This is a genomic window from Hufsiella arboris (genome assembly GCF_009834875.1).
In the GTDB taxonomy this organism is placed as follows: domain Bacteria; phylum Bacteroidota; class Bacteroidia; order Sphingobacteriales; family Sphingobacteriaceae; genus Hufsiella_A; species Hufsiella_A arboris.
The window spans coordinates 410,762-429,815 of sequence record NZ_WVHT01000004.1 but is presented as its reverse complement, the minus strand read 5'-3'; the positions used below and the strand labels follow the sequence as shown (position 1 = coordinate 429,815).

Annotated in this window: 15 protein-coding genes; 8 read left to right on the top strand and 7 right to left on the bottom strand. The window is 44.8% G+C overall.

From position 1 onward, the window contains the following. Positions 1–29 precede the first annotated feature (29 nt). Entirely contained in the window at positions 30–431 is a 402-nt protein-coding gene (locus GS399_RS11065) for a DUF5655 domain-containing protein (protein WP_160844680.1), read from the top strand. A gap of 541 nt (positions 432–972) precedes the next feature. Here the strand turns inward: GS399_RS11065 and GS399_RS11060 are convergent. Together GS399_RS11060 and GS399_RS11055 are read right to left on the bottom strand one after the other, a co-directional pair. Beyond that, the gene (locus tag GS399_RS11060; RefSeq protein ID WP_160844679.1) at positions 973–1,287 is read right to left on the bottom strand and encodes a GIY-YIG nuclease family protein; all 315 of its coding nucleotides are present in this window, start codon (positions 1,285–1,287) and stop codon (positions 973–975) included. A 762-nt stretch (positions 1,288–2,049) separates the two neighbouring features. Continuing rightward, entirely contained in the window at positions 2,050–3,006 is a 957-nt protein-coding gene (locus tag GS399_RS11055; protein ID WP_160844678.1) for a hypothetical protein, read from the bottom strand. 84 nt (positions 3,007–3,090) lie between these two features. Here GS399_RS11055 and GS399_RS11050 point away from each other — a divergent pair, with 84 nt between their 5' ends. Beyond that, positions 3,091–3,240 carry a hypothetical protein gene (locus GS399_RS11050; protein WP_160844677.1) on the top strand — a complete coding sequence of 50 codons (150 nt, stop codon included), beginning with the start codon at positions 3,091–3,093 and terminating at the stop codon, positions 3,238–3,240. Between the two features lie 215 nt (positions 3,241–3,455). Next, complete coding sequence (locus GS399_RS11045; RefSeq protein ID WP_160844676.1) at positions 3,456–4,046, top strand: hypothetical protein; 591 nt, start codon at positions 3,456–3,458, stop codon at positions 4,044–4,046. Positions 4,047–4,279: 233 nt separating this feature from the next. Here the strand turns inward: GS399_RS11045 and GS399_RS11040 are convergent, their stop codons facing one another. The 3 genes from GS399_RS11040 to GS399_RS11030 form a co-directional block, all read right to left on the bottom strand. Continuing rightward, positions 4,280–4,561, bottom strand: coding sequence for a hypothetical protein (locus GS399_RS11040; protein WP_160844675.1), 282 nt, complete (start codon positions 4,559–4,561; stop codon positions 4,280–4,282). A gap of 523 nt (positions 4,562–5,084) precedes the next feature. Continuing rightward, the gene (locus GS399_RS11035; RefSeq protein WP_160844674.1) at positions 5,085–6,014 is read right to left on the bottom strand and encodes a helix-turn-helix domain-containing protein; all 930 of its coding nucleotides are present in this window, start codon (positions 6,012–6,014) and stop codon (positions 5,085–5,087) included. A gap of 67 nt (positions 6,015–6,081) precedes the next feature. Further along, a complete protein-coding gene (locus GS399_RS11030) occupies positions 6,082–6,933 on the bottom strand; it encodes an SDR family NAD(P)-dependent oxidoreductase (protein WP_160844673.1) in 852 nt (283 codons plus the stop codon). A gap of 231 nt (positions 6,934–7,164) precedes the next feature. Between GS399_RS11030 and GS399_RS11025 the strand changes: the two genes are divergently transcribed. From GS399_RS11025 to GS399_RS11010, 4 genes are all read left to right on the top strand, one after another. Continuing rightward, on the top strand, positions 7,165–7,506 hold the full coding sequence (locus GS399_RS11025) for a HopJ type III effector protein (RefSeq protein ID WP_160844672.1): 342 nt from the start codon (positions 7,165–7,167) through the stop codon (positions 7,504–7,506). A gap of 505 nt (positions 7,507–8,011) precedes the next feature. Further along, positions 8,012–9,214, top strand: coding sequence for an NAD(P)/FAD-dependent oxidoreductase (locus GS399_RS11020; RefSeq protein WP_160844671.1), 1,203 nt, complete (start codon positions 8,012–8,014; stop codon positions 9,212–9,214). Between the two features lie 795 nt (positions 9,215–10,009). Further along, on the top strand, positions 10,010–10,780 hold the full coding sequence (locus tag GS399_RS11015) for a DUF72 domain-containing protein (protein ID WP_237487927.1): 771 nt from the start codon (positions 10,010–10,012) through the stop codon (positions 10,778–10,780). Between the two features lie 218 nt (positions 10,781–10,998). After that, a complete protein-coding gene (locus tag GS399_RS11010) occupies positions 10,999–11,538 on the top strand; it encodes a hypothetical protein (RefSeq protein WP_160844670.1) in 540 nt (179 codons plus the stop codon). A 387-nt stretch (positions 11,539–11,925) separates the two neighbouring features. On the opposite strand, the gene GS399_RS11005 is transcribed toward GS399_RS11010, so the two are convergent. Next, the gene (locus tag GS399_RS11005) at positions 11,926–13,536 is read right to left on the bottom strand and encodes an FAD-linked oxidase (RefSeq protein WP_160844669.1); all 1,611 of its coding nucleotides are present in this window, start codon (positions 13,534–13,536) and stop codon (positions 11,926–11,928) included. A 2-nt stretch (positions 13,537–13,538) separates the two neighbouring features. Beyond that, positions 13,539–13,892: a hypothetical protein gene (locus tag GS399_RS11000; protein ID WP_160844668.1), complete on the bottom strand. Its 354-nt coding sequence runs from the start codon at positions 13,890–13,892 to the stop codon at positions 13,539–13,541. 982 nt (positions 13,893–14,874) lie between these two features. On the opposite strand from GS399_RS11000, the gene GS399_RS10995 reads away from it, so the two are divergent. Next, positions 14,875–19,014: an MBG domain-containing protein gene (locus GS399_RS10995; protein ID WP_160844667.1), complete on the top strand. Its 4,140-nt coding sequence runs from the start codon at positions 14,875–14,877 to the stop codon at positions 19,012–19,014. The last annotated feature ends 40 nt before the right edge of the window (positions 19,015–19,054 follow it).

Below are 19,054 nucleotides of genomic sequence, written 5' to 3'. Positions count from 1 at the left end.
CCGATAAGCTTAAGCCAGACCAAATAAGTATGAGTTGGACCTTCCCGAAATGCGAACGCGAACTGGCGAAACCAAACCAGTGGCATTATTGCGCAAAGATAAGTGTTGCCAGCCTGTTCGATGGGGTTCCCATGGAGCTGGAACTCGCATTCGACCAGGTGTTGGCTGAAGTAGCTTCCTGGGAAGATGTAGCGGTCAGCACAACACCAAATTGCATTGTATTCGGCCATCGCAAGACTTTCCTGGTAATCCGGCCAACGAAAAAGTTCCTGGAGGTGAAGTTTTATACGAAAGAGCCCTTGCATGAAGGAACTGTTGCTAAAACAAATTTACGTGCGGGGAAGCTGGAACACCAGGTCAGGCTACTTCGTGCCGGCGATGTTAATTCGCAGCTCTTTAGCTATTTTCGAAAGTCGTATGAGTTGCTTTAGGGCTTCAACTCTGCTCAGCATGACAACCGATAAGTTAAACGCAATACATTACGGCATCCTGAGCGGAGTCGAAGGGTGGCCGGTTATTATGGCTTATATGAAGTTCTTTTGGTTTTTGTTTAGCGCTTCGACTCCGCTCAGCGTGACAATCAATAAGTTGAACGTGATATATTACGGTCATCCTGAGCGGAGTCGAAGGGTGGGCGGTACCGTGGCTTATATGAAATTGTTTTGGTTTTTGTTTAGCGCTTCGACTCCGCTCAGCGTGACAACGATAAGTTGAACAAAATACATTACGGTCATCCTGAGCGGATTAGACGGGTCGCCGGTAGAGCGAGTTTGCTTAATGTTTTATTAATGGTTAGCGCTTCGACTCCGCTCAGCGTGACAATCGATAAGTTGAACGTAATACATTACGGTCATCCTGAGTGGAGTTGAAGGGTGGCCGGTTGCGGAGACTTATATGAAATTCTTTTGGTTTTTGTTTAGCGCTTCGACTCCGCTCAGCGTGACAGCCGATAAGTTGAATATGGTACTACGTTTAATCTTTATTTTTATAATGACTGTCATTGTTACACTTTGAAAGATCTTTCAAAGCAATCCAATTTTGGGCAATAATCGCTTCTTTCTTTTTTCGGCTCCAGCCCTTCACTTGCTTCTCAAATGCTATTGCCTGGTTCACATCATTAAAGTGTTCTGCAAAAACTAATTCAACCGGTCGCCGGAAATGGGTATAGGCAGTTTCATTTATGCCTTGTTGGTGTTGTTGCAATCGCGCTTCAATATTGTTGGTAATTCCGGTATAATAGGAATTATCTGCGCAACGCAAGATATAGACGGTGTACAGTTTGAGCATTATTAAATGTACAAAATCAAGGTTGAAGTTTTATTAACGCGCTTCGACTCCGCTCAGCGAGACAACGATAAGTTGAACGAAATACATTATGGTAATACTGAGTGGATTAGACGGGCGCTGGTACAGCGAGTTTGCTTAATGTTTTATTAATGGTTAGCGCTTCGACTCCGCTCAGCGTGACAATCGATAAGTTGAACGTGATATATTACGGTCATCCTGAGCGGAATGGAAGGGTGGCCGGTTACCAAGGCTTATATGAATTCTTGGGTTTTTGTTTAGCGCTTCGACTCCGCTCAGTGACAACGATAAGTTGAACTTGATATATTACGGTCATCGTGAGCGGAGTCGAAGGGTGGCCGGTTATTATGGCTTATATGAAGTTCTTTTGGTTTTTGTTTAGCGCTTCGACTCCGCTCAGCGTGACAATCGATAAGTTGAACAAAATACATTATGGTCCTACTGAGTGGAGTTGACGGGTGGCCGGTTCCATGGCTTATATGAAATCCTTCTGGTTTTTGTTTAGCGCTTCGACTCCGCTCAGCGTGACAACCGATAAGTTGAACGAAATACATTACCTGCGGTTGGTGTTATCAGCTTACCGCAGGACTCTCTTATTAATGAGAATATCTACTGGCACGGTGATAACACCAACCATGAAGAATGGACATATTTGGTGGTATGGTGGCAACACTTATTACAGGACAAAAGGTTGCATAACATCTAACAGTGCCGCTGCACCGCCCTCCCGACAAAGGGCCTCTATTAAAAACCAATATTGACCGGTGAATCCCAGGTATCATTAACAGTCACTTTAAATACTGCATTATTTTGAGGCATTAAGTATCCTGAGTAAATATATTCTGTGTTGGTTTTGTAGGAAGAATTTTGAGCCACAACTTTTGATGCGATCACATGACCATCACGATCGTATAATGTAAAGGATAAATTTTCGTAGAAGGAGTTGCCGTAAATAAAGATGCAAAACTGGGCGCCCTTTTTTCCCTTGTCTGCATCTTTCAAATTAATTGTTACCAATCTTTCCCAATCACGATATGCGAGCCAGTTTTCCTCTCCATCAAACAGATCGAATCCGTTCTGTTCTGAATAAAGCCGAATTACCAGTTTCGATGCATTGTAAGGTATTTCATCCAAAAATTTAAATCCGAGTTTGCTGACGCCTCTTGAAAGAGTCACGTTTTGTACATTAGTTGAAGGGCTAGTAACGGCGAAGTTCTTGATGCCTTTGTAAAAAACATCTGTGCCAAAGTCCGTAGTAAAGGAAAAGCTCGGATGAGTATAGATAGTACCCCGGCCGCTCACAAAACCCGGCCTATAAGTTGGATCTTTTGATGCGATAAATCCTATAAAATAGTTTCCGCCAGGCAGCGAATCTTTAATTGTACCGAAGTTTTTATCTAAAGAGTCCTGGGAGATGCTATGCACCAATTCAAAATGATCCTCGTCATATGTCTCACGGTAAACGCCATAATAGAGATAATGAATCTGATCTTTCAGGCCGCTAATAGTAGCGCCGTTCTTATTGACGCCCATGTCTTTAAGGTCTAAGCCAAATCCATTAACTGTGAAGGAGACCGGATACTTTTCTGCAGATTGATCCGGTTTACCTTCTTGAGCCGAGGGTCCTGAATCTTTCTTGCATGAAGCGGCCATGACAGTCGCGACGGCAACTGCGGCAAGAATATTGGTTAAGATTTTCATTGAGATTACTTTTGATTTACCCTAAAATAGCTCATAAAAAAACGTGTTAAATATTAGTTAATACAATGGTCAAAAATTGGTAAAGTGAGAAAAACGATAGTTTTCATGACAGTGCTCATGTTTTTAATCTTACCTGCGGTTGGCGGTGTCACCATATTGCAGGATTCACTTATTAATGAGGATACTAATGGTACGGTTACCATGCATGAAGTATCGGCCTACTCAACTATTTGAACAGGAAAGTTTAGCAACGATATAGCAACTCTTGGTCCTTGGTGTTTCTGTAAAATTATTCCAATACTGGCTTAAACTTAAGGGTTCAATACTGGCTTAAGTTTAAGGATCATCCGCGCAATGGATTAGCTTCTGTCGTCAAATTTAGTGGGGCGTATTGTGTTAGATAGACAGTAAATTTTTTGCATCTTCACTGGCTAAACCTCATCAAATTAATGCCTCGATTTACAGATGAAGAACGGTGGCAGCGTTCTATTGCAAATATAGGGAGGCTCCGGATTGAAAATCGCCGGAACCGGCTTATAAATTACCGCTACCGGAAAAGTACTTATTTCAGGATATCGATGGTTCTTAGGGCAGCATTTTTGCTTTTCCTGGTTCTGCTGATTTTCTCCAGGCCAATATTAAAGTCCGGGCCGGAAAAGATTATCAAAACCAATTACACAGATGTATACGAACCCCGGCGTTACGGTCAAAAAATAGAAAGCTATTTGATTATAACTATTAAGGATGGTCGGCAGTTCAGTTCCTTAAGTACGTATTTTAGTCCGGACTTTGAGGTTGGGGATCGGATACTGACATACCGCAACTTCTTATTAAAGATAGCTTACATTGCTCCGGCGGAAACCCCTAATAACCTTGTAAGGACTGATTCGGGCGGCTTATCCCCGTGCTTGTTCCTGTTAGCATTTGTGCTGTATTCCTTCTTTAATCTGAACGACTACAACAAAAGCCGGGAACTGACTGCTGTATTATTAGTCGGTTCGTGTATTGTCTTGTATTATTACTTTGGCCGGCCATACTAAACATTATGTAAGTTCAAGCTCTCCGACGGAATGGGCCCCTGGCAAGGGGTTTGCCTCGCTGTCGCGGGGCTTGGCTTGAGATTAGGTAATTACCACCTCGGCTAAGGATCGCCCGCGAAATAGGTTAGATTAATGCCTTTAATAAGAGAGGTTTTAAATTCTTTTATTATTAAGCTAAAGTTACCCAAACTATAGCCTTGGGCTAAATAAGACAGGCGCGGGCTGCCTAAAACTTAAGATCGTGAGGTAAACATTTTACTTAAAATTATTATCGGAATCATTGACAAAAAGGTAATAATATATCCAATCAAAACAGACACAAGCACGTTCACGAAAAAAAAACCGATGTAGTAAACAATCTTTTCCCAGGATAGATAATGAATAAAATCTTCCTGGTAGAACTTTGTTTTTACTGCCCAGAAATGAAAATAAATAAAAGCGGATATTCCCGCTAAAAGTCCTGCGCCAAACATCCATAGCATTTCGATACTAAAGCCGCCCGTAAGTAAGATCATATTCATTGTTTAGGTTGCACCAATATAATCAGATTCAGCTAATTTTCGAATTACGGCCATGCCGTTAACCTTACTATCGGTAGTGTTGTGAGCCGCCTGTAGGAAAGCTGAAACGGATAGGCGAACAGGAAGGAGTTTTAAACCCAGGTTAACTAAAAAGATTGCCAAGACGCTGCACACAATGTTGCGCTTCGGCTCTCAATGACGGTAAGGGGCAACAGCGGCGCAAAGAACGCAGAGATTCTTCCTTCGTCAGAATGACAATCGTATTAGCACTGCCACGCCTCAGCTCATATGACCCGAACGCTGGCTCGCAATGACGGTAGACGAAAGGCGGTGCAAATGAACGCGAAGATTCTTCCTTCGTCAGAATGACAATCGTATCGGCACGGCCCCTAAAAATTCTCGGTGAGCAATAACAAACGGTTAACGCGAGAATTTCCTTGTGCCGATGCACCATGCTTACGCGCGTCGAGATGACGAGGCAGGCGAAATATACCAATCATAAGTGTGGCTCTCGCCGTTAATTAAACGCCGCGCGAAATTCTATCGGACTCTGACTTGTTTTACTTTTAAACAACTTGCTGAACGATTGCGAATGCTCAAAGCCAAGTTCAAAAGCAATTTCACTGACGGATAAGGATGTTGTAGATAGTTTCTCCTTTGCTTTATTGATCAGCTTTTCGTGTAAGTATTGCTGTGCATTCTGACCAATAAGCGACCGTAGCATATCGCTTAAATAACTGGGCGAAATATTGAGTTGGTCTGAAAAATAGTGTACCGTCGGCAACCCGTTTCGTAAAGATGCATCGCTGTTAAAATAGGTATCGACCAGGTCTTCGAGCTTTGCGAGCAGATCATTGTTGACAACCTTTCGGGTGATGAATTGGCGTTTGTAAAAGCGCTGTGAAAAATTGAGCAGCAATTCGAGTTGAGAGATGATGACATCCTGGCTGAGATCATCAATGCGGCTGTTCAGCTCTGCTTCAATCATACTAAAAATAGATAAGATGGTTTCTTTTTCACCTTCAGAAAGATGCAGGGCTTCATTTACAGCATATGAAAAGAAATGATATTGCTTGATCTTTTTTGCAAGGGGATAACCCAGTAAAAAATCGGGATGAATAATGAGGGTTTGCTCTGAGCAGATCCTTGGTGGCGGCTCATCCCTGTTATCTTCGCCAATCACCTGGCCGGGCGCCGCAAACAACAAGCCTCCTTCGTCGAAGTCATAGTATTGCTGACCATACCTGAGCTTGGGACTCATTGGCGGCTGGTAAGAAATTTTATAGAAATGCAGTACATGTTTGCCGGCCAGTTCGTCGGAAACGGCTACGGTTTGTTCGGCATTCATTAACGTGATCAGGGGATGCCGTGGTGCCGGCAGGCCCAGCAGCCGGTGGGCTTCCGTTATGGAAGTAAAACCTTTATATTTTTGCTTGTCTTTTTTCATCTCACTACGACTAATATAACGATAGCCGAACCGGGAAAGTTCGGCCTATCGTGACACACTGAAGATATTATGATTCTTTAACTACATTTCCCTGTGCCGAATCGGATATTTCTTTCCACGCTTCCCATTCTGCATTCCGGGCTTTATAGGTTTCCTGCACCCATGGGAAATTCTGGTTGCCGAGAAAAAAGCGTAAGGGTGGATTGTCCGAATCTACAACGGCGAACAAGGCTTCCGGCGTGGCTTGTGGATCGCCCTGTTTTGAATTTTTGATCTGTTCCATGAATCCGTTTTTAAAGCCTGTGTATATGTCCATGTTGTCGGCAAATTTCAACGAGTTCTGGCTGCCAAACTCGGTGGCATAAGCCCCGGGTTCGATGATTGTCACCTTTATCCCAAATTGTTTTACTTCTGCTGCCAATGCTTCGTGCGCCGCTTCCATCGCCCATTTGGAAGAAGCATAATAACCAATAACCGGCAGGCTCACCAAACCCAATGTGCTTGAAACGCCAATGATGTGTCCGTAACCTTGTTTCCTTAATAGCGGTAATGCGGCTTTCACAACAGCCAAGGGGCCAAAGAAATTGGTTTTGAACATGGCTTTTATATCCTCTTCCTCTGCTTCTTCAATGGTTCCTACCAGCGAATAACCTGCATTATTTAACACGATGTCGAGCTTGCCAAAATGAGCATGCGCCTGGTTTACAGCTTTGTTTACCTGTTCCTTGTCGGTAACATCCAGTTCTAAGGTCAATACATTCTCTCCATATTTTTGCGCAAAGTCGGCAATACTGGAAAGCTTGCGGGCTGTTGCCGCTACTTTATCGCCACGCTTTAAAGCGGCTTCGGCCCAGATACGTCCAAACCCGCGGGAAGTTCCTGTAATGAACCATACTTTTGCTTCTTTTTGATTTTCCATAAGTTCTTTTTTTAACGAGACAAATTTGGAGAGAATAGTGCTGCGGCTTGTAGTGGAAGTGAGACATCTTGTAACCGAATTGCAAGTTTGTGTTTGGCGGGTAGGTTTTCTTTTATTGTGTTGCACTGCCGCGGATTTACTATACCTGGTTTTGACCACAGGTGAGGAAAATAGTAAATCCGAAAACTTATTATTGCCGATATTTACAACCTATTCCCATTTAAAATATATATGAAAGAGCAACTGACCAGCTTGATCCATGACTTAGAACATCATTCGCTCTCGTTTAAGCAAGTGATTGAATTAATCGAAACCTATTATAACCATCAGCCAGCAGCTTTTAAAAATGGAGATGTTTATAATGAGGAAACGCAAAACCAGGGCAGTGCTAAAGTATTTGCTTTTGCCCGGTTGAATGGACTAAGCAAGGAAGATACCTTATTGCTGTTTGCTGAACACTATCAAGCTGTATTAAATGCGCCTGCTGGTACAGATCATCAGAACATCCGGCAGTTTATGCTGCATGGATGGGAGGGGGTCGAATTTGAAGGAGCCGCCCTGGTTGCCAAATAATTCAGGACTCAGAATTATTATTCTCGGAATGCCGAGGCTTAATATCCGGAATACACTTACTATCCGTAGTCTTGTGAGTAAGCTGACTATGGATTAAAGAATACATGGGCGGCTTAAACTCCGACTCAATAAAAAGATTACCACGCCACAGCGCACATGACCAAGCACCGGCTCGCAATGGCGGCAGGGTAAGGGTTGCTGCAAAGGAACGCGGGGATTCTTCCTTCGTCAGAATGACAATCGTATCAGCACTATGCCTGCCAGGTAAACGGGATTGGAATGGATACCGGCCATGCGCTTAAGGCCTGCAGGCGTATGAATGAAAAGCCCGGCTGTTGGTAACGAAGATTGGTGGAGATTGCTTTTTAAATTATATCTTATGTTCCAGGTGAATATAACAATGACCGACAACGGTGTTGAATCTGGTACCGGTGATGGCAGACCGGGTAGAGTCAGCAGATTTATCCTTAGCTTGTAAGTAATTTAATAACAAAAAATCCAGGTTGTGATTCCAGATTTCGACATCCTAGTTATCGGAAAAGGTTTAGTAGGTTCGGCTGCGGCTAAATACCTTTCCGGAAGTGCCGGAAAAGTTGCTGTAATCGGGGCTGATGAACCAGGCGAATCCAAATCGTCACTTGTTTACGCAAGCCATTATGACCAGGCCAGGGTGCAACGGATTGTAGGAAAAGATGAGGTTTGGACAAGACTGAATTTTGATTCCACAGAACAGTATGAATCCATTCAAAAAAAGTCGGGTATTCATTTTCATTACGGTATCGGTTGCTTATATGTTAACGCGTACGGTGAGGATGACTATTTACGAAACTTTTCATCACTTGCCAGGAAATTCGATGTAACGTATAAGCCAATTGAACACGCAGAAGAAAATTACAATGATTTCGGCGGACTTGTTTTTCCTGGAAAAGCGGCTGGTATTATTGAATCGAATCCCTCAGGATATATCAATCCACGGCTGCTGATCAAGGCTCAACTTGAAATTACTAAACAGCAGGGCGGGTTAATTATTTCAGATACGGTAATAAAGCTGTCAGTTAGGGATAATGGTAGTTTCTTATTGGAAACAGAAAGTGGAAAGACCTATTCGACTAAACAAGTGCTGGTAGCAACAGGTTCTTTTATCAATTATTTCGATATACTGCCTCAAAAGCTTAAGCTCATAACAAAAGGCGAGGTGGTGCTTTTAGTAAAAGTTGATGAAGAATTACTGGATCGGTATAGCACACTTCCCTCGCTGCTGTACGAGATAGACGAAGATGAAACGGAGGCTATCTATTTGATTCCACCTGTAAAATATCCTGATGGAAATTATTATTTAAAAATTGGTTGTAATTCGCCCGACGACGTATTCTTCGACACGTTAGAACAAGTACAGAACTGGTTCAGGAATAGTAAATCTGAAAGTTATGCACCCGCCAGGAGTAGAGCCCTCCAAAGGCTTTTGCCCTCATTAAACCTGGACGACAGTTTTACAAAAAAATGCGTGATAAGCTGGACCGCTACCGGACGACCATATATTGGTGAAACCGCTGTTAAAGGGTTATTTCTTGCTGGCGGATGTAATGGATATTCGGCGATGTGTTCAGATGCAATTGGTCGAGTTGCAGCGCAGCTTATTTTAAACGGTAATATTCCGGAAGATTATCCTGCAAATGCGTTTGGCATTGAGTATGTTGATGAAGAATAGAGGCAATAACACTTAATGTCCGGCTAACGTCGGTGTTTGCAAAAGCCACTCATCAGAATACGTATTAACCCTCTTGGTCGGGCAGGCCAAGTCCTTTTCCTACAGTGGAAAAGGACCAAAACACCGCCGGCTTCTGAATCTTTGTCGTAAATCCTCAATAAATTGTTTGGGCGCATGGTTCGACTCCGTTCACCATGACAGGCCACCACTATATTTCGGTAACATTAAAATGCTGAGCGGAGTCGAAGCAGGTCTTTACTTCCAAATATTCATGGGCCGGAGCGTGCTTCGGAAAGAGCTGTGGTGTTATGATCGTTTGCTTCCTGCCGCTGATTAATGGAATTGCCGATATTATTGGCACTATCCCGACTGCCGATCATAACCTACAACCGTTAATAGTACGCGAGCTTTCCGACAGCGCCGGGAGAATTTCCTTGCAAGGTTGGGATTGTGTAAGGGAAAGGGCCTCAGCATTTGAAAAATGCAGCCCGTGTTGCAAGGAAATTGTGCGGTTGATCTGTGCGGCAGAGGCGCCTTCGGAAAGCTCAAGATCTTTGGTCCTTTCCATCGACTGGGAAAGGACTAGCCATCGGGCGGCAATGAGCCCGGCTGACATTCATGTTTGCAAAAACGACTCATCAGAACAATCTCTGGTATTTATGAATACGTTTAGCCCTTATGGCCGAGCAGGCCTAGTCACTTTTGCTTATAGCTGGAAAAAGTAACCATGCCGACCCCAGGGCGACCGTTCATGCTTTTGAAGACAATCGTACGCCTGCAAACTTTCCGGTTTCTATGAAGTTTGATACGGTAATGAACGAGCCATCACCGTATTATTCAGGCACAAGCGGACTGGTATTGCCGGTTCCAAACAAAGCTGGCTACCCGAAGGAATACCAGGACAGAAGCCGGTTATGTTTTTATTCGTCGATATTTAATAGTATCGAAGTGAACAGTTCGTTTTATAAGATTCCATTGGCTTCTACAATGAAGCGATGGTCGAACGATGTCACTGAGGGCTTCAAATTTACTTTCAAGCTGTTCCAGGATATAAGCCATAGCAGGGATCTTCAGTATAATCCTGAGCTTATCCAGCGATTTATTGATACGATCAACGAGGTAGGGGATAAAAAGGGCTGCTTGCTGGTACAGTTTCCGCCTAAGTTCAGTTATGAGTCTGCCTGGCAGCTTGAAAGGCTTTTCAATGACCTGGTTTTGGCTAACAGCGGTTCCTGGAATATTACAGTGGAATTCAGGAATAAATCGTGGTATAATGAAACCGTTTACGACCTGCTGAACCAGTATCGTATCGGGATGGTCATACAGGACATGCCAGCATCAGCAACGCCGATATTGGAACAGCATCTGGATTTTGTTTACCTGCGATTTCACGGGCCCCAGGGTGGATATCGCGGCAGCTATCCCCATGACTTTTTATCTGAATATTCCTGGTATGTCAAGGAATGGATGGAAGAAGGAAAGACTGTTTACGCGTATTTTAACAATACGATGGGGGATGCCTTAAACAACCTGAAGACACTAAATAAGTATGTGCTTGATTTATAGGAAGGAAGTTTCCACGTAATGCCCGGCCTGCCAACCGGATTAAACAGCCTTCGACTTCACGCGGCCTGACAAGGACTTAGGCATTGCAATGCGTACGTTGAGCGAGTACAAAGTTTACGGAATTTTAAGCATTCTGGCTAACTTAGTCTATGCGGTGCAGAAGGCGGGTGATAACATCGTCGAGCGCCCGATTCGTAAAACTTAACTTCTATTTGATCATGATACAGGAACTACAGTGGCTCATCGACATCTCTGTTAAGGTATTGGGCGTTGTCGCTATTTCTTTCGCCTTTTTTCAGCTACGTGAAGTAATCAAAAAAAGGCATATCGATATGTACTGGAAAATAGCGGAAATTTATTATTCAGATGAGCAGAGGCAGGCACGAAAGGATGTCGATAAAATAAAAGGTTTTATCAGGGAGCTTAAAGCTCAGTCTATTTCTGATGCGGAGATCATTAAACGATATAATGAAGAATACCATCTTGCGGTGAATGAAGACAACGACAAGGTCGACCGGAGCATTTTGAACAGGATCAGGTTTTTGAATCAGACAGGCGTGCTGATAAGCAAAAATTTAATAGATAAAGATCTTTTGTTTGGCCTGGTTGGAGCGGGCCTTGAAATTGATTACCCGGTACTTGATATAGTTCTGCAGGCACATCGCAACGAACACAAAATGCCTTATATGTATTCCGACTTAAGTACGATATGGTCAGCATACCAAAGCTGGAGAGAGAAAAGAAGCCTGGAAAATTAGAGAAGCGGCTGCGAAGTTAAGCTTGAGGCACTCCGTCATGCTGAGGCGCTCGAAGCATAGACGTTTCGAAGTTCAATCGCACATTTCGGCGCACCAGTCTTCGAGAGCCTCAGACTGACGGCCTTTGGTATCACGGACCGTAATCTATCGTCTTGCTGAGGCACTCCGTCATGCTGAGGCGCTCGAAGCATAGACGTTTCGAAGTTCAATCGCACATTTCGGCGCACCAATCTTCGAGAGCGTCAGACTGACACCTGGCATTTATAGAATCGAAATACTTTGTCATGCTGAGGCGCTCGAAGCATAGACGTACCGTAATCCCATGCTCACGTTCTTCGAGAGCCTCACACTTAACCGTTTGGTATAGCCAGTATGTTTTTAGCTTTATCACACAATAACAGGTTGGCTGATAACCGTTGGTTCATTTTCCAGGTACTCATCCAAATGCAGGTCCTTTAAAAAATCATTGGAAAAAAGCTTGGCGGCTTCCGGCGAGAGGATAGCACTCCTTAATTTTTTCCATTGTTCAGCGGCGCCGCCATACATATGTCCCGCCAAACCAGGAAAAGACCAGTCGGCATTTTTACCCCAATGCAAGGTGAATGGGATGTTATTGGCTTTTAATACTTCAATCATCCGGGTGCAGAACTGCTTAAGGCTAATCATATTATTCTTTCCGGCATCCCACAGAAGTCCGTCAATCTCAATCATACAGGTGACCGGGAATTTTGTAAACGCGATTGTCGCGGGTGATTGTTTGACAAAGCGCATAGCATAGATTCCGGGAATAGGTCCTTCCTCTTTTGCGAGTTTTACTAACAGGTCCAGTGCCTTTGGCGAATCCTTATGATCGACGCCTACCGAGCAGGCAAACGCTGGTCCCTGGTACCCAGCATCCCAAAAGATCTCGTATAAGGTTCCAGTGAGCTCTAAGTCTACTGGCGGCAAAATGGATTTTTGCAGCAGCTTGATCAACGTAGGTATCGTTCCATCCCATTTCTCAGCAATCTTAATAAACAGCAAAATCAAATCGCGGTAGATGGAAGTTTTAACGGCAGGAATCGGATCGGGATAGCCGGGCTGATACGGCTTTTTGTAAATCATCTCCACAACGTACTCGCTTTGATCGACGTAAGGGTTGATGAATACTTTATAGTGGTAGGGGCGTATCCCTTTCCCGTTGGCGTCGGTTTCCGTAGGAATTTTAAAAGGGGAATCCCCGAAATTCAGGGATGCCGCCAGCTCGAGCGCCTGGACACTACTGATCCGTTTTACGTAACGTTTCAGTAGGAACCGGTCTTCAGCTTCGACAACTACGCCATGTATAAAACCAAATGAGCCCAGGCTCACCAGTGCAGCATTGAACAAGTCATCGTTCCTGATGATCCTGGATTTTATATTAGCGGCAAACTGGTCAGTTAAAGCAGGTTTTGAATGGCGTTCGATATAGACAACATCATCAGGTTCCGGCCCAATAATCAAATTCAGGCCGACCACATAATCCTGCACGGAACCGACATCTAACGCTGAGCCGTGTACCCCGGTAGAAACACAGCCCGCGATGGTTTGGCCATTACTGGCGCCGCTTGCTTTAAGCGACTTACCATTCTCCGCTAAGAAATTGTGGATCTCCTTGATCACATTTCCGCATTGAAAAAAGAAAAGGTTTTCAGGCTTAAATGCCGATTGGGGATGAAGTTCGTCAGCTTGCATGGCTTTCTTGATATTCATATTTGCATTCACCTGCATATTGTCCTGGTGATGCGCGATATGCGACATCGACCACCTGGAACCGATGGCTCGGAAGCCTTCGCCCTTAGTCATTGCTTCTTTAAGCAATCTCCGGATTTCGATGGTTGCATCGTTATACCTATCGATGACCGACGGCATGTTGGCTTTAGTTTCTAAACTGGTGATGTGCAGGAACTTCGCTGGGAACGGGCCGTTTTCATGCAGCGTATTCCAGCTTCCTATAGCTTGTTTAATAGTGCTTGCCATGACTAATTTTCTTTTATACAAACGTATTTAACCCGTACTTTCCGCACTTTTCCAAAGGTAATACCGCTGACCAGGACATCGCCAAAAGTCATGCGGTATTCCAATGCGTAAAACCCCTGGGTGGAGCAGCCTTTTATCAGGCTGAAATCTCCTTCATGAACCTTCAGCCGGATGGTTGTGTCGATTACAAGAACCATTTTATTCTTGTAAAAGTCCGGGGAGTTATTGGTGTAATCCGGTTGAGGCACGCCGTCCCTGCTGATGATACGTACGGAATAGCAGGAGGAAAGGCATATAAAAAATGCAGCACATAAAAGACATTTTATAAACAGCTGCTTATATATTTTAATGATCATGACATGCTGATTAGATAAACTGTGAATCAAGACGTTAAAAATGCCTGGGCGGTAATGGCTGCGTATCGGGGAAATTTTTATGCTTCGGATGAATATGCACTTCTTGCGAGCAATGATGCAAGTTATTGGTAAGTAAATAATATTGAAATAGCAATTTATAGCCATTTTGAGGGTGATGGCTTTTGTCAGTCTGAGGCACTCTCCGCCGGTGGGCAGAGAAGAATAGAAAATGCGAACATAATGCCCACGACCTGACGCACAGTCTTCGAGAGCCTCAGACTGACACAGACGCCCTTAGCCAGCCTTAAGCTTTCGTCGTGCTGAGGCACTCGAAGTATAAAGAAATCGAACGTAATGCCCACGGCCTGACGCATAGTCTTCGAGAGCCTCAGACTGACCCAAACGCCCTTTAGCCAGCCTTAAGCTTCGTCGTGCTGAGGCATTCGAAGTATAGAGGAAGCGAACGTGATACCCACGGCCTGATACACAGTCTTCGAGAGCCTCAGACTGACCCAAAAGCCCTTTCGCCAGCCTTAGGCTTTCGTCATACTGAGGCACTCGAAGCATAGACGAAAGCGAACGTAATGCCGACCGGCCAGCGAGCCAGTCTTGAAGAACCTCCTTATTTGAAAAGTATATTAGAGCAGTTAAATTAAATTGAGAAAGAACGAGTAAACTAGAGTGCCTCAAAGATTAAATTGACGCTTGCCCGGCATAACCGCTTGAGGGTGACAGGAGCCTTGATTAAGCGCCGACTCTTTATATAGCGTCAATTTTTGTCTTCAAAAAGTTTCCCATATTGTGGGAAATTTGTCGATTGTTGAAATCATTATTTCTCACTTATTCATATATTAAATTACTTTCGCGATATAAATTATTGCCGGGATAAATTTTTATTCGGTTTTGCTCTCTCGTCTCCTATAGACATGTCTTTAGTTCTTACGCAAGTTTGAACGTCCGTGGTGGGTTTTAAACTACGGTTATGATAAAATTTTACTTAAGGTTTTTCTTTGCCTTCGCGGCTGCATTTGGCACTGTTCTGTCATTACAAGCACAGGGTTTGTGTGACGGCGCTTTTCAGCTGACAAGCAGTACCAATGTAACTGCGTCGCACATTGCTAATAAATTTACTGATAAAGGATATACGCTTGGCTGTATGGACGGATATAACCTTCCGATAAATGTCGGAAGTCAATATGCTACCTGGATGTATGTGGTCGCCAGCTCTGCCGGAAGTATCCAGATGGCGCTTGATAACACCGCCGGCACGGATACAGACTGGGCAGTTTGGGGGCCTTTCGCTCCCGGGCGCACAATCGCCGAGATATGCGCAGCAAAGATGGATAATTTACCACCGGCGATCTGCGATATCCAGCCCGCTCGCGGTGCATCAGGAACGGTAAATCCAACGCAGGTAGGTTCGATATACATTATCCTGGCTGTAAACTACTCCAATGCGAATACAGATTTTACATTAAATTTTTCCGGTTCAGGATCTATTGCGCCTATTTTGAACACTAACCTGTCCGGCCTCGGAATAAGTGAAGGAACATTGTCGCCGGTTTTTGATAAAACAGTAGTTAATTATACTGCCACGGTGCCCGGAGATATTAATAGTATTGATGTTACACCGGTGCTGGAAGACATGACTTCGACCTTCACTGTTAACGGGACGGTCGCAAGCAGTGGGAGTTCAACGTCTGTAGCTTTGAGTTACGGAACCAATACTATCGAGGTGGAAGTGACCGCTAATGATAATGTAACGGTCAAGAAATACACGCTGGTGGTGGAGCGGGTGAATAATCAACCCGTTATAACAACCGGCACAAGCGTTACATCGTTTACCGAAGGCGACAACAGCGTGTCTGTTCCGGTGACGATTGATAACACGATAACCGTTAGTGATGACGATAATAGCACGCTTTCCTCAGCTAATGTTTCTATTACCGGAAATTTTAATTCAGGAGAGGATATTCTTGCATTCGTCAACGATGGTCTCACGATGGGGAATATTTCCGGCAGTTTTAACTCCGCTACCGGCGAGCTAATTTTGGCATCCGCTGGCGCTACGGCTACGACGGCTCAATGGCAATCAGCACTTCGATCCATCAGCTATACGAATACGTCTGAAACTCCGGCGACTAATACCAGGACAATTTCATTTATCGTAAATGATGGTATTGATAACAGCGCCGCTGCTACACACGACATCGGCGTTTCTGACGTAAATGATAGTCCGCTGATCACAGCGCCATCTGCTCAAACGATTTCTCAGGATGCAGTATTGACGTTTCAAACGGCAGATGCAAACTTGATCAGCATAAGCGACCCGGACGGCGGTTCAGGGTTTGAGCAACTTAGTTTGACAGCCACAAACGGAACAGTTTCATTATCAGGTACGGCTGGTTTGTCATTTATCGCCGGCACAGGTTTCGGTGATGTAACGATGACTGTTGAGGGTACCTTAGCTGACATTAACGTTGCGCTTAATGGCGCCTCATTTACTCCGTCAGCCGGTTACTATGGATCGGCGTCCTTACAGATAACGGCGAATGACTTAGGCTTAACCGGACCCGGAGGCAATAAAACGGCGACCCAAATTATCACTATTACAGTAAATAGTGTTGCTCCCAAAATAACCACAGCATCATTTGTTACTTCTGACGGCACTTATAAGATTGATGATGCGATAACCGTCAGCGTAAAATTTGACCAGCCGGTAAATGTTGATTTAGCTGCTGGTCGGCCGGGATTATTGATGGAAACGGGTACAACCGACCGCAGTGCAAGCTATACGTCAGGAAGCGGCAGCAATACGCTTATTTTCACGTATACGGTACAGCCAGGAGATGTGTCGTCCGACCTCGAATATCAATCCACCTCAGCCTTATCATTAAACGGCGGAACGATAAGGAATTTCAATAATGATGACGCGATATTAACTCTTCCGGCCTTGTACAGCGCCAATTCGGCAGGTGGACAGGCGATAATCATTGTTGATGGTGTCGCGCCTTTCCCAACCAATGCAATTATACCGTCGGGAAACGGGCCTTACAAGATTGGTGAGAATGTTGATCTTCATATCAGGTATTCGGAGAATATAGCGGTTAACACGGCAGGCGGAACTCCGTCCTTGAAGTTTGTGGTTGGCAGCAGGACTTACCAGGCTGCTTATTATTCGGGTAGTGGTACCAATGAACTGGTCTATCGTTATGCTGTCCAAACCGGTGATTTTGACGATGATGGAATTTTTGCAGGACCTTTTAGTTTGAACGGTGGTTCGATTAAAGATGCCGCGGGAAATGACGCCATTATAAGCGGAAGTGTACAAACAGGCATAAAAGTCGACGGTATTGCCCCGATTCCGCCTGCCGGCCTGGCGGCGGTACCAGGTGATGCGCTAAATACCGTTAGCTGGAATGCCAACCCGGAAAGTGATATACATGAGTACCGTATTTATGGAGGTACTGCAGCCAACCCGGTCACACTACTGCAAACGGTTGATGCATCGGTGCTTACATTTACTCATCCCGGGCTGATCAACGGAACCTTATATTTTTATAGAATTACGGCAGTCGATCAGGCAGGTAATGAAAGCGATTATACCGCTGATGTTAGTGCAAGACCCAAAGCCGACCAGCTTATTTCGTTTGCGCTGCTCGCTGATAAGAGCTACGGAGATGCTCCGTTCATGCTTTCAGCTACGGTGTCTTCAGGCCTGCTGCCAGAGTTCGCCAGCAGTGACCCTTCCGTTGTTTCGATCAGCGGAGATGTGGCGACCATCCATAAAGCCGGTAGTGTAATCATTACGGCAAATCAGCCGGGAAGTAATGCGTTTAACCCGGCTGCCGCTGTTGTGCAAACCCTTGTTATTAACCCTAAAATTATCACCGTTACTGCAAATGCCCAAAGCAAAACTTACGGCAATGCAGAGCCTGCTTTGACATACACATTCAGTCCATCGCTGGTAACCGGCGACAGCTTCATCGGATCGCTGACAAGAGCAGCGGGTGAACACTCTGGAAGCTACGCAATAAAGCAAGGTACGCTGGCGCTGAATGGTAACTATACACTGGTATACTCCGGTGCAGACTTATCCATTACCAAAGCAAACCTGGTTGTTCAGGCGAGGGATGCGGCCAGGGCGTATGACGCGACAGCTTTTGCAGGTGGCAACGGTGTGACCTACACTGGTTTCAGAGCCGGCGATTCGGAAGCCGCATTATCCGGTAAACTGGATTACAGCGGAACGTCTCAGGGCGCAAGGAACTCTGGCACATATACGATCGTTCCGCAGGGGTTGAGTTCTGGTGATTATACGATCATTTTTGTCGACGGGAAGTTAATAATAAACAAAGCGGCTGTGACCATCGCTGTTCAGAATGCAAGCCGTTGTTATGGTGATGTGAACCCTGTGTTTAAAACGAATTATTCCGGACTGGCCTCCGGCGAAACCAGCGCTGCATTTACCAAACAGGCGAATCTGCATACTGCTGCAACACGAAATTCTGCGGCAGGCACTTATTCCATTCAGGCGGAAGGAGCAGAGTCGGCGAATTACACGTTCAGTTATCAGCCGGGAACTCTGACGATTTATGCATTACCTGAAGCGACTATTGAAAGCGATAAAGGCAACAGCATCAGTAAGGGAGCGTCGGCTGTTCTCAGGGCCTCAAGCAATAATGGAATCAGCTACCAGTGGAGTTCAACCGAAGGAACCATAAGTGGGCAAAATACATCAGTCCTGACCGTTCGTCCCGCTCAAACTACCACTTACACTGTAACGGCTACCAACGAAAACGGTTGTAGCAGCAGCCGGAGCTTTACCCTGGAAGTGAAAAAAGATTACCAGCTTGATGCTACTAATATTCTCACACCAAACAATGATGGTAAGAACGATGTCTGGGTTGTTCGCAATATCGACTTGTATCCGGATAACCAGGTAAAAATTTTCGACGGTGCAGGAAGAGTGGTTTACAGCAAAAAAGGCTATGATAATACATGGGACGGATCGTTCAACGGAGCTCCGCTGTCAGAGGGAACCTACTATTATGTCCTCGAATTCGGCCAGGAAATCGGAAAATTTAAGGGATATATCACCATTGTGAGGGATAGCAGATAGGAAAGGACGCAGCTAGTAGTAAGTAGCTACTATTAAATAG